We start from the raw sequence: 13,732 nt of genomic DNA, 5'->3' as shown, positions 1-13,732 counted from the left end.
GGCACCTCCCGTGCCCGAAGGGCTACGGGGGAGTGCGTGCCAGGGCACGCGAGCCCGGCAAGATCCGAACGACAGGCCCTAACGGAAGACGGCCGGCGGCGGTACGGGTGACGGCTTCGCGCTCGCATCAGTGACCGCGGCCGCGCCGCCCGTGAAGTCGGCCAGCGCCCTTCCGTGTTCGACCCGTCCGGCGTGCGGGTCGCCCGCCACGCGGCGGGTCAGTTCCGCGACGGGCAGCGGGACGTCCGAGGCGAGCAGCACCGCATTGCCGAAGCGGCGGCCGCGCAGCACGGTCGGATCGGCGGCGAGGGCGAGCTCGGGGAAGACCGTGGCGGCGGTGGCGACCTGGGCGCGCAGATGCGCCAGCGGCGGCCCGTCGGCGAGATTCGCGGCGTAGAACCCGCCCGACGCAAGAACCCTGCGCACCTCGGCGAGGAATTCCGTACTGGTCAGATGCGCGGGTGTGCGGGCGCCGCTGAAGACATCGGCGATGACCAGGTCCGCCCAGCCGTCCGGGACCTTGCCGAGCCCGGCGCGGGCGTCGGTGGACCGGACGCGTATGCGCGCGGCCGGGTCCAACGGGAGCTGCCGACGGACCAGTTGGACCAGCTGGGCGTCCAGCTCCACGATCTGCTGGGTGGAGCGGGGGCGGGTCGCCGCGATGTAGCGGGCGAGAGTGAAGGCACCGCCGCCGAGATGAACGGCCTGAAGGGGGCGGCCGGGCGGGGCGGCGAGATCGATGACATGGCCGAGGCGGCGCTGGTACTCGAAGGAGAGATGGACCGGGTCGTCGAGGTCGACATGGGACTGCGGGGCACCGTCGATGAGCAGTGTCCAGCCGCGCGGCCGCTCACGGTCGGGTATCAGCTCGGCGAGCCCGCCGCCCACCTGCTCGACGACGGGTTCGGGGCTGCCTGCCCCGCCCGTACGGCTGCGCCGCTTGCTCTTTGCCATCAGCCCATTATCGGCACAGAGCCGATGAGGGGGCTCAGCGGCAGTTGTCGGCGGCCTCGATCAGCCGGGCCGCCTCGCCGAGCGCCTCGCGCAGCACCGCCGGGTCGGTGACCGGGTCCGAGTCGTCCGGCGGGAGCAGCCAGCCCGAGCCGGTGACCGGGGGCTCGGCGGGGATACGCAGACCGCGTCCCGAGGTCTGCGTACAGGCGCTGCCCGGCATGTCCCAGCCGTCGGCGGTGCCGGGCGGCACCAGGAAGCCGAGGGTGTCGCAGGTGCCGTCGTGGAGTACGGGGCCGACGGCAGGGGCGGCGCCGCGACGCAGGATGTCGACCGCTTCGAGCCCCTGTCGGGCGGGGACGGTCACCAGGTCGCAGGGCTCGGCGGAGTCGACGGGCGGGGTGTGGGCGGGTGCGCCGTGAGGTGGTGCGCTGCTGTCGGGTGTTGGCCTGTGGCGAGCAGTCGTCGCAGTCGTGCGTGAGCCGCCAAGGGTGCTGGTCTCCATGCCGACCTCCAACAAGGGGATCCCCTCCTCGCTCGAGTGGAGACACGTATCGCGCCTCCGGATGGTTCAACGCCCGTACGCGTCAAGGGCTACGGCGGCACGCCGCCGCAAAGGATGGCAGTTCATGGCAGATCGAGGGGGAGATATCCCTTTTGTAGGCAAACCCTGCGTGTGCGGCCCGTCACAGCAGGTACGTTCTTGCTCCGCCGGAACACGGTGCACCAAGAGAGGGCTCGGCCATGGCGTCGTCGTCACAGGCATCTGGGCAGGCACGGCAGGCATCACAGGCGGTTCCCAACCTTGCCTTCCGCGGGCTGCGCGGGCAGCGCTCGCCGGGGGAGTTCGCGGCGGCGGTACGCAAGGCCGCCCGGGAGATCGGCGAGCAGGTCTCGTGCGACGCCCGCTACATCGGGCGGGTCGAGGCCGGCGAGATCCGCTGCCCGAACTACGCGTACGAGCGGGTGTTCCTGCACATGTTCCACGGTCTGACGCTGGCGGACCTGGGCTTCACCGCGCGGGAACGGGTGCGGGGCGGGCGGAGCCGGGTACCCGAACCGGCGCACCCCTTCTGCCCCTTCGACATTGACAGCGACATCGACGAGGAGAGCGACGTGCTGCGTCGCGCATTCATGACGAGCGGCACCACCACGGTGGCGGCCGCGTCCCTCGGGCTCGGACTCGGTCTTGTGCCCAACCAGCGCCGGGTCGGCGAGGCGGAGGTCAACGCCGTCGAGGAGGCGGTACGGCGGATCCGGCTGCTCGACGACCGGCACGGCGCGGACGGGCTCTACCGCCGGGCCGCGCAGCCGCTCCGGGCGGCGTACGCACTGCTCGACGAGGGGACGGCGGCACGTCGCTCCACCGCGGACCGGCTGCACGCCGGGGCGGGCGAACTCGCCATCTCGGTGGGCTGGCTGGCGCACGACTCGGGCCGCGTCGACGATGCGCGCTCGCACTACGCGGAGGCGCTGGCGACGGCGCGGGTGGCGGGCGACGGCGCGCTCGAGGCGCACGCCTTCTGCAACACGTCGTTCCTGGCGCGGGACGCGGGCCGCTACCGGGAGGCGGTGCGCTCGGCCCAGGCGGGGCAGCGGGCGGCCGGGCGGCTGGCCTCACCGCGGCTCCTTTCGCTGCTCGCGCTGCGCGAGGCGGGCGGCTGGGCAGGGCTCGGGGACCGCAGCGCCTGCGAGAAGTCCCTGGCGCGGGCGCATACGTACTTCGACCGGGGAGCCGCGGACGCGGACCCGGAGTGGATGTCCTTCTTCGCCGAGCCGGAACTGGAGGCGCTGCAGGCCCAGTGCTGGTCGGCGCTGGGCGAATGGTCCCGGGCGGCCCGCCACGCACACCGGGCGGCGGCCCTCCAGGACCGCCGCTTCACCCGCAACCTGGCCCTGTACCGCGCGGAACTGGCCTTGGACCTGGCCCGCGCGGGCTCCCCCGCCGAGGCGGCCCAGGCGGGCCACCAGGTGCTTGACCTGCTGGAGGAGGTCAAGTCGTCCCGTATCCAGTCGATGCTGACGGACACGGCGCGGGTGCTGCTGTCGCAGCGCAGGGCGGGGGGCGTGGGGGCGTTCCTGGACCGGCACGGGGATGTGGTGCGGCGCGTCTGAGTACGCGCAGCCCCGGTCGGCGGGACCCTCAGAACTCCATGTGTCCCGTGTCGTTCCAGCGGTCCACCGCCGGTTCGCCGTACGCCCACCCCAGCACCGACAGCGACGTCGGATCCAGCCGGATCCTCGCCGCGAACGACGGGTCCAAGCCCAGCCATCGCGCCCCCAGGACGCGCAGGATGTGGCCGTGCGCGAAGACCAGCACGTCACGGTCCGCCGAGCGGGCCCACTCCACCACCTCGTCCGCGCGGGCGCCGAGTTGGGCCAGAGTCTCACCCTCGGGGACGCCGTCGCGCCAGATGAACCAGTCCGGGCGGTCCGCCCAGATCGCCGCCGGGGCCAGGCCCTCGTACGCCCCGTAGTCCCACTCCATCAGCGCGTCCCACTCGGACGCCCGCTCCGCGAACCCCGCGAGCGCGCAGGTCTCGCTCGCCCGCACCAGCGGGCTTGTGCGGACCTCGACGCCCTGCAGGCCCGACCACGGGGAACGGTGCAGCCGCTCACCCAGCAGCTTCGCCCCGCGCCTGCCCTCTTCGAGGAGGGGGATGTCCGTCCGGCCGGTGTGCCTGCCGAGCAGCGACCACTCGGTCTGGCCGTGCCGGGCGAGCAGGATGCGCGGTGCCATGAGGGCTCTCCTGAGGTTCACGAGCGGTGTCGTCCCATCATCTCGCACCTGAACGCAGGGCAACCTCCGGGCGGATCTCAGCGTCCCACTACAGGTCGGGACCCGGCGCCCGAGCACTTTCTCGTACACCGTACGGTTGATCGGTGGCCGATGGCCGCCTGAACACAAACTGGAGAAGCGTTCGGATGCCGTACACCGCGACCCGCCATCGGCCCCGCTGGTGGACCGAGTTCACGCTGATCGCTGTGGTCTACGCCGCGTACTCGACCGGCCGGCTGCTCGCGCGCGGTGATGTGACGACCGCGGTCGACCACGGCATGGCGATACTCCGGGCCGAGAAGGCACTCGTCCTCAACGCCGAACACCCCCTCAACCGCCTGTTCAGCCAGACCCCCGCCCTCGGCATACCCGCCGACTTCGCGTACGCCTCGCTGCACTATCTGGTCACCCCGGCCATTCTCATCTGGCTCTTCCGCCGGCGCCCCGCCCGCTACCGTGCCGCCCGCACCTGGCTGATGCTCTCCACGCTCCTCGGCCTGGTCGGCTTCACACTGCTGCCGACCTGCCCGCCGCGGCTCCTCGACGCCGGCCAGGGCTTCGTGGACACGATGGCGCAGTACAGCTCGTACGGCTGGTGGGGCGGCGAGGCGAGCGCGCCGCGCGGCCTTGGCGGGATGACCAACCAGTACGCCGCGATGCCGAGTCTGCACGTCGGCTGGGCACTGTGGTGCGGCGTGATGCTGTGGCGGCACGGGCGTACGCCGCTGATGAAGGCGCTCGGCGTTGCCTACCCGCTGCTCACCACGCTCGTGGTGATGGGCACGGCCAACCACTACTTCCTGGACGCGGTCGCCGGATGCGCCGTGATGGGCGTCGGCGCGCTGCTGACCCGGCCCGCGCTGCGTCTCGCCGACCGCGTGCGCACGCGGTTCGCGCTCGCCCCTTCCGGCTCGAAGTCCCCGATTGTCAGTGCCGGATGCGAGACTTCCGCGGGTGAGCGAATCCCTGGACAGCGGACCACCTCCGCAGGCGCCGACGACAGCACTACGGCAGCGGCTCGCTGAGCTGCGCGGCCCCGCCGCCCAGCCCCATCCGCTCGACGCCCGCGCGCTGGCCGCCCTCGCCGCCAACCCCGGCTGCAAGCGGCGCGCGCTGCTGGACGGCGCCGGGGTGGACAAAGCGGCGCTCGCCTCCGCGCTCGGGTCTCCGGCGGCGTTCGGACAGTCCCAGTTCGCGTTCATGCGCGGCAATGCCTTCGAGGCCAAGGTCAAGGCCGACGGCGGCAAGGAGCTGACGCGGCTTCTCGGTGTGGACACCCCGGCCGGGGTCCGGGTGCCCGATCTGTCGGCGGCCGGACCCGAGGGCCGGGCCGCGCGCACCGCTCTGGCGCTGCGCGAGGCGACCGCGGCCAAGGCGTGGACGCTGCTCGACCACCCCATGCTGGCGCTGGAAGTCGCGGGCTCACCCGCCTATCTGGAGCCGGACGCTGTGGTCGTCCATCCCGACGGGCAGTGGACGGTCGTCGAGATCAAGTCGTTCCCGATGATCGACGCATCGGCAGACGCGGCGAAGGTGGGCGCGGCCGCGCGCCAGGCGGCGGTCTACGTCCTGGCGCTGGAGCGGGTCGCCGCGCTGACGGGCGGCGCGCAGGTGGCCCACTCGGTCCTGCTGGTCTGCCCCAAGGACTTCTCCAATCTGCCCACCGCGTCCGTCATCGACGTACGCAAGCAGCTGTCGGTCACCCGCCGCCAGCTGACCCGGCTGACCCGGATCGAGGACATCGCCGCGGCCTTGCCCAAGGGCACGACCTTTGATGTGGAACGCCCGGCCGAAGAGCTGACGGCGGCGGTCGAGTCGGTGTCCGCCGCGTACGCCCCCGAGTGCCTGGCCGCCTGCGAACTGGCCTTCCACTGCCGTGACCGGGCCCGCGAGTCGGGTGCGGTGGAGGCGCTGGGGCGCGGGGTGCGGGGCGAGCTCGGCGGGCTGACGACCATCGGCGACGTCCTGGCCGCTGCTCGGGGCGCCTCCGGCGATCCGGACGACCCGGCGGTCGCTGCCCTGCGCCGGGCCGCCGCACTGCGGGCCGAGGCCCTGGAGGCGGCCGGATGTCGCTGATCTCCACCCTCGCCCGGCTCGAGGCCGTGGAGTCGGGACGGGCCACGCCGCTCGCGACGGTGCGCCACCGGCATCTGTCCGAGCGTCCGCTGGTCCTCGTACCGCTGACGACGGCCGGTGAGGCGGGGGCGCCGCTGGGCGCGCTGGTCGGCACCGACGAGGAGGAGCCGCGGCTGCTGGTCGTGGCGCAGCCGCGCGACCGCGATCTGCGCTTCACCTTCCTCGCCGAGCTCGCCGACGCGGTGCTGCCGCATCTGGATGCGTACGCCGACGATGTCGAGCCCGCCGAGCGCAACGAGACCGACCCGGAGACCGGCAAGCGGGTCAAGGTCGAGGTCGAACTGTGCGCGGACGCACCGCAGTTGATCGTGCCGGGCCGGGCGGGCATCGACTTCGTACGGCTCCTGGGCCGCTCGATGCGCTTCCGTCGTACGGCAGAGCAGGACCCCGAGGCGCCCCATCCCGCGCCGCCGCGCGTCCCGCTGCTCGGCCGCTGGCTGACGCACTACGGCGAGCGGGCCCGGGTGCCCGGCTCCTCGCTGCTGCTCGCCGCGACCGATCTGCTGGGGCGGCACTGGGCGACCGGCCAGTCGTCGCTGGAGGACCAGCATCTGGGGGCGCTGCTCGCCTGGATCGACCCACCCGCGGGCGAGAGGGGCGCTGAGGCGGCGTTGCGGGCGGAGCTGGCGCGTGATGCCCGCGGCCATCTGCTGTGCCCGCCCGCAGGACCGGCCACCGATCCGGCCTTCGACAACCGGCTGCTGGCCCCCGCCGTGGAGCGGTACGACCGGGCGCGCCAGGCGCTCGGCGCGGCGGAGGACGGCGCCGAGGCGGATGCCCGGCTGGGTGAACTGACCCTCGCCGAGCGGGAGATCCGCCGCCTCCTGCTGACCCAGCTCAAGCCCACGTGGCATGCGGTGTGGCGCAGCCTGGAGCTGCTGCGCGCGCTGCCGGAGGGATCGCGGGCGGCTGACCGCTGGACTCGGGACCGCTGGTCGTTCACCGCGCACCGCGATCGCGTCCGCGCGGGCGAGCCGCCGCAGCCGCGACGCGACGATGCCGTGACGGCCGCGCAGAAGCTGGCATCCCGCGAGACGGCGCAGGCCCAGCTGGAGGCGCAGGAGGCCCTGGACGACCCGCTGGTGCTTGCCGGGCGCAGGCTGGCGGGCGAGGCGTTCCTGGGCGAGGTGACCGACGTCGTGATGGCCTGGTCCGAGTCGAAGCGGCCGAGCCCCCGCCCGCTGCTCACGGTCCGTACGGACGACCGGCCGCATCTGGGCGAGCGGGCGAAGGTGTACCGCTCGCTGGAGGGCAAGCCGCAGACGGCGGAGTTCGTACGGTACGAGGCGGACGGGACGCTGGTGCTGCGGCTCACCGACCGGATGGGCCGTTCCAAGGACCCGGCGGAAGGCTCCGTGCCAGACAAGGGCGACCGGATCGCCTGGACCCTGTTCGAGCACGACCAGCGGGGCGGCCCGAAGCTTCCGGACCCGGAGGAGACCCCGTGGACCCACGGCGGGCCACCGGGCACGTCGGCGGAGAGTCCCGACCCCGTGACCCCGGAGGACATTCTGTGAGCGGGCACGCCTTCGACCCGGCCGCCGAGGCCGCGCGGGCCACCGGTGCGATCCTCGCCGACACGCTGCACGGCGCCCACCGCGGCGTCGTCGTGGACTCGCCGCCCGGCGCGGGCAAGTCCACGCTCGTGGTGAACGCCGCACGCGAACTGGCCGCTGCCGGGCGGCCGTTGATGGTCATCGCCCAGACCAACGCCCAGGTGGACGACCTGGTGGTACGGCTCGCCGAGAAGGAACCCGAGCTGCCGGTCGGGCGGCTGCACAGTAATGATCCCGACCCGTACGACAAGGCGCTCGACGAGCTGGACAACGTCCGCAAGTCCGCCAAGGCGGGTGACCTCGCGGGCCTGGAAATCGTCATCTCGACGGCCGCGAAGTGGGCGCACGTACAAGGCGTCGAGCCGTGGCGGCACGCCATCGTCGACGAGGCGTACCAGATGCGCTCCGACGCGCTGCTCGCCGTCGCCGGGCTCTTCGAGCGGGCGCTGTTCGTGGGCGACCCCGGGCAGCTGGACCCCTTCTCGATCGTCGGCGCGGAGCAGTGGGCCGGGCTTTCGTACGACCCGTCGGCGAGCGCGGTCTCCACGCTGCTCGCCCACAATCCCGAGCTGCCGCAGCACCGGCTGCCGGTGTCCTGGCGGCTTCCGGCGTCCGCCGCGCCGCTGGTCTCCGACGCGTTCTATCCGTACACGCCCTTCCGCAGCGGCACGGGTGAGGGCGAGCGGAGGCTCGCGTTCGGGGTGGCGTCCGACGGCTCGGGCCCGGACCGGGTGCTGGACGAGGCGGCGGAGTCGGGCTGGGGCCTGCTGGAGCTGCCCGCGCGCCATACGCCCCGTACGGACCCCGAGGCAGTACGGGCCGTGGCGCTGGTCGTCCGCCGGCTGCTGGACCGCGGCGGCGCGGCAGTCTCGGAGCGCTCGCCCGACCCGGTCCCGGTGACCGCCGACCGGATCGCGGTCGGCACGGCCCACCGCGACCAGGCTGCGGCGGTGCGGGCGGCGCTGGCGGAGGTGGGCGTCGCGGATGTCACGGTGGACACGGCGAACCGCCTGCAGGGCCGGGAGTTCGACGTCACGGTCGTGCTGCACCCGCTGTCCGGCCGCCCGGACGCGACGACGTTCCACCTGGAGACGGGCCGCCTGTGCGTACTGGCGTCCCGCCACCGGCACGCGTGCATCGTGGTGTGCCGGGCGGGCGTGAGCGACCTGCTGGACGAACACCCCTCGACCGAGCCGGTCCAGCTGGGCGTCACGGTCAAATTCCCGGACGGCTGGGAGGCGAATCACGCGGTGCTCGCCCACCTGGCGGAACACCGCGTGAGCTGGACCCCGTGAGCGCTCCATACGCACTCTTGCGGAGGCCGGGACAATAGAAGGCGGCCATGGGCAGAGAGCGGCCAGGGAACAGAGTCAGAGAGCAAGGTCAAATGGGGGGCGGCCGGGACGGGGCCGTACCTGTGCGAGGAGGAGAACCACATGGCGCAACCCGAGCGGAGCGAGCGGAAGCTGCGGCCGGCCCCGCTGCTCTTCGAGCCTTCCGAGGCTGCCGCCGACCCCGAGCACTTCTTCGACCTCGAGTCGATCGAGGACCCGCGGGATCTGCTGGCCCGGGCGACCGAGCTGACCCTGGCCTTCCGCGCGGCCACCGACCGGGCGGTGGAGTTCCAGGCCCTCGCGGCGGCCCAGCTCGCCGACCCCCGCCGCTTCGACCGGCTGACGCCCGCGGACATCGCCGAGCGGGCGGAGTGGACTGCGGACTATGCCAAAAAGATGATCGAATTCGGCCGCGAACTCCTGCGCAACGGGTCCCAGCAGTAACAGCCACCCCGGGAACATCACCCCTGGCATATGCCGGGGCGCAAGATACTCCCACCCGCCCCGCCCTGTCCCCGTTTCCGCCAACTCTCAGAAACGGAACGGTCACTCCGGGTAGAGCTTGTGGCATGAGTGCATGGCTGCGAGACGACTCCCTGCTGACCCCCGGCGCCGGTGACGACGAGCGCCGAACCGACATTTTCGCCCTCCTGAGGGAGGAGGGCCGGCACCACGTCGCCCATGTCACACCCCCCGGCGGCAGCTGGCTCACCTCCGCCGGAGCACATCCGCGCTCCATGCTCGCCCTGTGGGAGACCCGCCCGAGCGCCCCCGCCGTACTCCCCTGCGGCTCGGTCTTCGACGTCGTGAACGTGCCCGCGATCTTCGGCCGCCGGATGCTCGACCGGCTGTGGGAGGAAGGGCCCGGCTCCGGTCCCGTCGCCATGCACCGCGGCCGGATGCTGCTCTTCACGGCCCCCGGCACCGCCCAGCGGCTGCCGTCGCTGCTCGACTGGGAGGAGTGGGGCGAAGCGGTGCCGCCGATGCTCTGCCACGGCCTCGGCGACGCGGTGACCGTCCCGCCGCTGACCCAGGACCACACGGCCTCCGGACCGCGCTGGCTGGTGGCTCCCGACACCCGGCACCCCTGGCTGCCGGGGCCCGAGGTGGTGCTCTGGGCATGCGTCCGTGCGGCCCGCGCGGCCGCGTCCCCGAGCGTCCGTATATCGATTTTTCCTCCCGCCGATCAGGATGCTAAGGTCTACGACGTCAGCAGGCGCCGCTAGCTCAGTTGGTTAGAGCAGCTGACTCTTAATCAGCGGGTCCGGGGTTCGAGTCCCTGGCGGCGCACAGACGGAAAAAGCCCCCCGCGGAAGCGGGGGGCTTTTTCGTACGCCGGGCACCCGGCGGGCTACGCCGTAGAGATCCGCACCGTCCATGCGCCGGTGCGCGTCCGGTCCGACACCTCCACCCGCGTCCGCTCCCCCGGCGTCCCCGGCATCGTGAACGTCTCACCCACCCCCAGCGGCGCGTCCGCCAGCGGCGGGTACACCGACTCGTCCCAGCACGCCTCCGTCTTGGGATGGGTGTCCACGACCTCGACCGGGCCGTCGCCCGAGACCGAATCAGACTGGATGCGGTAGATCAGCACGCCCTCCGTGCACGTGGTCGCGTCATTGCCCGTCGAGCCGCGCGCCTCGATCGCGAGCGCCGTGTCCTCGCCGGTCTTGACGACCGCGAGCCGGGTGCCGAGGCTCCCGCCCCAGGCCGGCGCGGCCGAGATCGTCTCCAGCGTGATCCGCTCCGTCCTGGTCACGCACCGCACGGCCTTCCGGTCCAGCCACCCCAGCTTCCACTTCTGCCAGCCGAAGAACTCGGGGGACATCCCGAACTGGCTGCCCATCACATCCCAGTCGCCGACGTACGTGTCCCAGTCGCCCTTGCCGTCCGTCGGCCGGTGGTAGAGGTCCGGCAGGTCGAAGACATGCCCGGTCTCGTGGGCAAGCACATTACGGTCCGGCGGATGGCGCTCGAAGACGGTGACGACCCGTTTGATGTCGGTGCCGTCGGCCTGCAGCGGCTGGTCGAGGTTGACGACCTTCGTGGCGTCGGAGTCCACGCCGGGCGCGTCCGGGTCAGCGACGACATAGACGATGTCGTAGCGGGAGAAGTCCACGCTCGCGTCGGCGGCGCCGATCGCGTCGCGCAGATACGCGCCTCGCTGTTCGGACTGCCAGTCCCGCCGTATCCCGTACGCCGTCGAGGCCTTCGGCATCGTCAGCCACCGGTGCTGCGTATCCGCCTTGAGCGAGAACCTGCCGTACGAGGCGCGCGAGAAGAACGTGCTGGTGGCCGGGAAGTGGTCGGCTGCGAGCTCGTCCGGCGAGTTCACCGGCACATGGTCCGGGAACGACACGAAGAGCATGACCGCGTTCAGGGTTCGGGCCGGGCGCGGATACGCAGCGTTCCAGGTGTCGACGCCCAGGGAGTGGTGGGCGGAGGTGCGGGGAAGCGCGCAGGGGCCCGCCATGGTGGAGGCCACCGCGGGGCCCGTGACCAACGACGTGGCGGCGAGAGCCATGAGGGAAGTGAGCGCGGCCGCGGCACTGCGCAGACGTACGCGTTCCACTCCCTCGGGTGTTCCCTCGGGTGACTGCTGACCCTCCACGTAGACCTCCGGCTGCGGAATGGGAGACACCTCAACCACCTTGTGCTGGTTTACGGCAGTACGCCCTGTTCCGATGCCCCACCTGGGTGACCGACCCGAAACCGGCCCGACACCGGCCCGAGACCCGGCGACACTCCGATGGCTCACGGAACGTCACATTCGGTCATGACGGAATCGGGCGTGGGTATGACCTGTGCAGAAACGATCGGCCGAGGGCATGGAGGGGACTGCTCGCGGGCCTCGTCGCTGGAACGGCCCAGGCGCCTGGCTCTATGATCGGCACACTTTCCCGACCTCTTCCCGACCACATCTGTACGACCCTGTACGACACAACTGCACTGCGGGAGCGAGCGGTGAGCGGAACCTCCGAAGGAACAGGGCCCGCGGGAGTCGCAGTCCCCGGGAGTATCCGGCCGTCGGTCACGGAGCGTCACAATGTCGGCCGGACCGCCGCGGAACTGCGTGACTACCGTGCCGCGTTCAACGCCGCGCATCTCGCGATGGCGGTCGTCGACCATGAGGGCCTCGTCGTCACCGCGAACGCGGCACTCGCAGCGCTGCTGGGCACCGAACCCGTGACCCTGCAAGAACAGTTCGCGGCGGATCTCGTGGACCTGGCGTCGGACCGCCGCACCTGGCACGCGTACCGCGAAGTGCTGCGCGGCCGCCGGTCCCGCTTCCGCTGTACGCGGCGCCTCAAGCACCCCGACGGGCGCACGCTGTGGGCCGAGGTGACGGTGGCGCCCGTGCCCGACAGCCGCAATGTGCTGCTGTCCATCGCGGACATCAGCGACCGGCGCGAGCTGCAGGCCCGGCTGCGCCATCTCCAGATGCACGACGCTGTCACGCGGCTGCCCAACCGCACGCTGTTCTTCGAGCGGCTGTCGGCGGCACTCGAGTCATCGGCGTACGACCATGGCTCGACCGGGCGGATCGGCCTCTGCTATCTCGACCTGGACGGCTTCAAGGCGGTCAACGACACGCTCGGGCACCGGGTCGGCGACCGGCTGCTCGCGGCGGTCGCCGCGCGGCTGACCGAGTGCGCGGACAGCGACGGGTACACGCGCAGCGGCGGGCACTTGGTGGCGCGGCTGGGCGGCGACGAATTCGCGATCCTGGTCGAGGACTCCACCGGTACGGAACAACTCGCCGATCTGGCGCGGTGCGTACTGGCCGCGCTGCAGCAGCCGTTCGACCTGGCCGGGCAGCGGCTGTCGGTCTCGGCGTCGATCGGCGTCGTGGAACGGTCGGTGGCCGGGACCACGGCGACCGGCCTGATGCAGGCCGCGGACACCACGCTGTACTGGGCGAAGGCGGACGGCAAGGCCCGCTGGACGCTTTTCGACCCCGAGCGCAACGCGCACCGGATGACCCGTCAGGCGCTGTCCTCGACACTGCGGCCGGCCGTGGAGCGCGGGGAGTTCACGCTGCAGTACCAGCCGCTGGTGGGGATGGCGGACGGGGTCACGCGGGGCGTGGAGGCGCTTGTGCGATGGAATCATCCGCAGTTCGGCACACTGGCGCCGAATCGGTTCATCGGAATTGCCGAGGAGGACGGCTCGATCGTCCAGCTCGGCCGCTGGGTGCTGCGGACGGCGTGCCGCCAGGCCCGCCAGTGGCAGAAGGACCACCCACAATCCGCGCCGCTGTTCGTGAGCGTCAATGTCGCGGTGCGCCAGGTCTGGGACTCGGACCTGGTGGCGGACGTGGCGGAGATCCTCGCGGAGACGGGACTCGCGCCGCATCTGCTCCAACTGGAGCTGACGGAATCGGCGGTGATGGGCTCGGCGGGACGGCCGCTCCAGGCGCTGCAGGCGCTGAGTGACATGGGTGTGCAGATCGCGATCGACGACTTCGGGACGGGCTACTCGAACTTGGCGTATCTGAGCCGGCTGCCGGTATCCGTACTGAAGCTCGACGGATCGTTTGTCCGCGGCTTCCAGGACGAGGCGCACCCGAACCCGGCGGACGAGACGATCGTCGAGGCGATGGTCCAACTGGCGCACCGGCTGGGGCTTACGGTCACGGCGGAGTGCGTGGAGACGGCGGGGCAGGCGTCGCGACTGCGGCGGATCGGCTGCGACACGGGGCAGGGGTGGCTGTACTCGCGGGCGGTGGCGCCGGAGCGGATCGCGGAGCTGATCGGTGAGCCCGCGCTTCCCGTCTGAACGGTCGCCTGCGGCGGGCGTGTTCCCCACCCCGCCCTCCCCCTACGGCCTGGCGGCCGTGGGAGGTACCCCCATCCGGCTGTGACATTTGCGGCTCCGCCGCGTGGGGGCCAAGCCCCCAGACCCCGGACGCGCTTCGCGCGTGTCCTCAAACGCCGGCGGGGGGGGGGGGTTGGGGGGGGGGGCCCCACACCCGCCCC

The 13,732-nt window shown here is 72.3% G+C and carries 12 protein-coding genes and 1 tRNA gene; 9 read left to right on the top strand and 4 right to left on the bottom strand.

Annotation, left to right across the window (positions count from 1 at the left end; genetic code table 11):
• Window positions 1-78: 78 nt before the first annotated feature.
• A complete protein-coding gene (locus ABZS64_RS14155; protein WP_355828009.1) occupies window positions 79-954 on the bottom strand; it encodes a fused MFS/spermidine synthase in 876 nt (291 codons plus the stop codon).
• 34 nt (window positions 955-988) lie between these two features.
• The gene (locus ABZS64_RS14150) at window positions 989-1,456 is read right to left on the bottom strand and encodes a hypothetical protein (RefSeq protein WP_355828006.1); all 468 of its coding nucleotides are present in this window, start codon (window positions 1,454-1,456) and stop codon (window positions 989-991) included.
• A 239-nt stretch (window positions 1,457-1,695) separates the two neighbouring features.
• On the opposite strand from ABZS64_RS14150, the gene ABZS64_RS14145 reads away from it, so the two are divergent.
• On the top strand, window positions 1,696-3,066 hold the full coding sequence (locus ABZS64_RS14145; RefSeq protein ID WP_355828003.1) for a tetratricopeptide repeat protein: 1,371 nt from the start codon (window positions 1,696-1,698) through the stop codon (window positions 3,064-3,066).
• Between the two features lie 28 nt (window positions 3,067-3,094).
• Here the strand turns inward: ABZS64_RS14145 and ABZS64_RS14140 are convergent, their stop codons facing one another.
• Entirely contained in the window at window positions 3,095-3,691 is a 597-nt protein-coding gene (locus tag ABZS64_RS14140; RefSeq protein ID WP_355828000.1) for a histidine phosphatase family protein, read from the bottom strand.
• A gap of 185 nt (window positions 3,692-3,876) precedes the next feature.
• On the opposite strand from ABZS64_RS14140, the gene ABZS64_RS14135 reads away from it, so the two are divergent.
• The 7 genes from ABZS64_RS14135 (at window position 3,877) to ABZS64_RS14105 (ending at window position 10,046) form a co-directional block, all read left to right on the top strand.
• Complete coding sequence (locus ABZS64_RS14135) at window positions 3,877-4,755, top strand: phosphatase PAP2 family protein (RefSeq protein WP_355827997.1); 879 nt, start codon at window positions 3,877-3,879, stop codon at window positions 4,753-4,755.
• Entirely contained in the window at window positions 4,685-5,806 is a 1,122-nt protein-coding gene (locus ABZS64_RS14130) for a hypothetical protein (RefSeq protein ID WP_355827994.1), read from the top strand. Before ABZS64_RS14135 ends, ABZS64_RS14130 begins: the two co-directional genes overlap by 71 nt.
• On the top strand, window positions 5,797-7,383 hold the full coding sequence (locus ABZS64_RS14125; protein WP_355827992.1) for a hypothetical protein: 1,587 nt from the start codon (window positions 5,797-5,799) through the stop codon (window positions 7,381-7,383). Before ABZS64_RS14130 ends, ABZS64_RS14125 begins: the two co-directional genes overlap by 10 nt.
• Window positions 7,380-8,717, top strand: a complete 1,338-nt coding sequence (locus ABZS64_RS14120; protein ID WP_355827989.1) for an AAA family ATPase — start codon at window positions 7,380-7,382, stop codon at window positions 8,715-8,717. Before ABZS64_RS14125 ends, ABZS64_RS14120 begins: the two co-directional genes overlap by 4 nt.
• Before the next feature lie 141 nt (window positions 8,718-8,858).
• On the top strand, window positions 8,859-9,200 hold the full coding sequence (locus tag ABZS64_RS14115; protein WP_355827986.1) for a hypothetical protein: 342 nt from the start codon (window positions 8,859-8,861) through the stop codon (window positions 9,198-9,200).
• 125 nt (window positions 9,201-9,325) lie between these two features.
• Entirely contained in the window at window positions 9,326-9,982 is a 657-nt protein-coding gene (locus tag ABZS64_RS14110) for a bifunctional DNA primase/polymerase (protein ID WP_355827983.1), read from the top strand.
• A tRNA-Lys gene (locus ABZS64_RS14105) sits at window positions 9,973-10,046 on the top strand. Before ABZS64_RS14110 ends, ABZS64_RS14105 begins: the two co-directional genes overlap by 10 nt.
• A 61-nt stretch (window positions 10,047-10,107) precedes the next feature.
• Here the strand turns inward: ABZS64_RS14105 and ABZS64_RS14100 are convergent.
• Window positions 10,108-11,394 carry a M6 family metalloprotease domain-containing protein gene (locus tag ABZS64_RS14100; protein ID WP_355827980.1) on the bottom strand — a complete coding sequence of 429 codons (1,287 nt, stop codon included), beginning with the start codon at window positions 11,392-11,394 and terminating at the stop codon, window positions 10,108-10,110.
• A 323-nt stretch (window positions 11,395-11,717) separates the two neighbouring features.
• Between ABZS64_RS14100 and ABZS64_RS14095 the strand changes: the two genes are divergently transcribed.
• On the top strand, window positions 11,718-13,532 hold the full coding sequence (locus ABZS64_RS14095; RefSeq protein WP_355827977.1) for an EAL domain-containing protein: 1,815 nt from the start codon (window positions 11,718-11,720) through the stop codon (window positions 13,530-13,532).
• Window positions 13,533-13,732 lie beyond the last annotated feature (200 nt).

It is taken from the genome of Streptomyces sp. NPDC005408 (assembly GCF_040606445.1).
Taxonomy (GTDB): Bacteria; Actinomycetota; Actinomycetes; order Streptomycetales; family Streptomycetaceae; genus Streptomyces.
The sequence above is the reverse complement of the archived record's forward strand: the minus strand, read 5'-3'. Positions and strand labels throughout refer to the sequence as shown.

Coding starts and splice junctions, on each gene's coding strand:
- ABZS64_RS14155 (WP_355828009.1), bottom strand. CDS start 954: ATGGCAAAGAGCAAGCGGCGCAGCCGTACGGGCGGGGCAGGCAGCCCC.
- ABZS64_RS14150 (WP_355828006.1), bottom strand. CDS start 1,456: ATGGAGACCAGCACCCTTGGCGGCTCACGCACGACTGCGACGACTGCT.
- ABZS64_RS14145 (WP_355828003.1), top strand. CDS start 1,696: ATGGCGTCGTCGTCACAGGCATCTGGGCAGGCACGGCAGGCATCACAG.
- ABZS64_RS14140 (WP_355828000.1), bottom strand. CDS start 3,691: ATGGCACCGCGCATCCTGCTCGCCCGGCACGGCCAGACCGAGTGGTCG.
- ABZS64_RS14135 (WP_355827997.1), top strand. CDS start 3,877: ATGCCGTACACCGCGACCCGCCATCGGCCCCGCTGGTGGACCGAGTTC.
- ABZS64_RS14125 (WP_355827992.1), top strand. CDS start 5,797: ATGTCGCTGATCTCCACCCTCGCCCGGCTCGAGGCCGTGGAGTCGGGA.
- ABZS64_RS14115 (WP_355827986.1), top strand. CDS start 8,859: ATGGCGCAACCCGAGCGGAGCGAGCGGAAGCTGCGGCCGGCCCCGCTG.
- ABZS64_RS14110 (WP_355827983.1), top strand. CDS start 9,326: ATGAGTGCATGGCTGCGAGACGACTCCCTGCTGACCCCCGGCGCCGGT.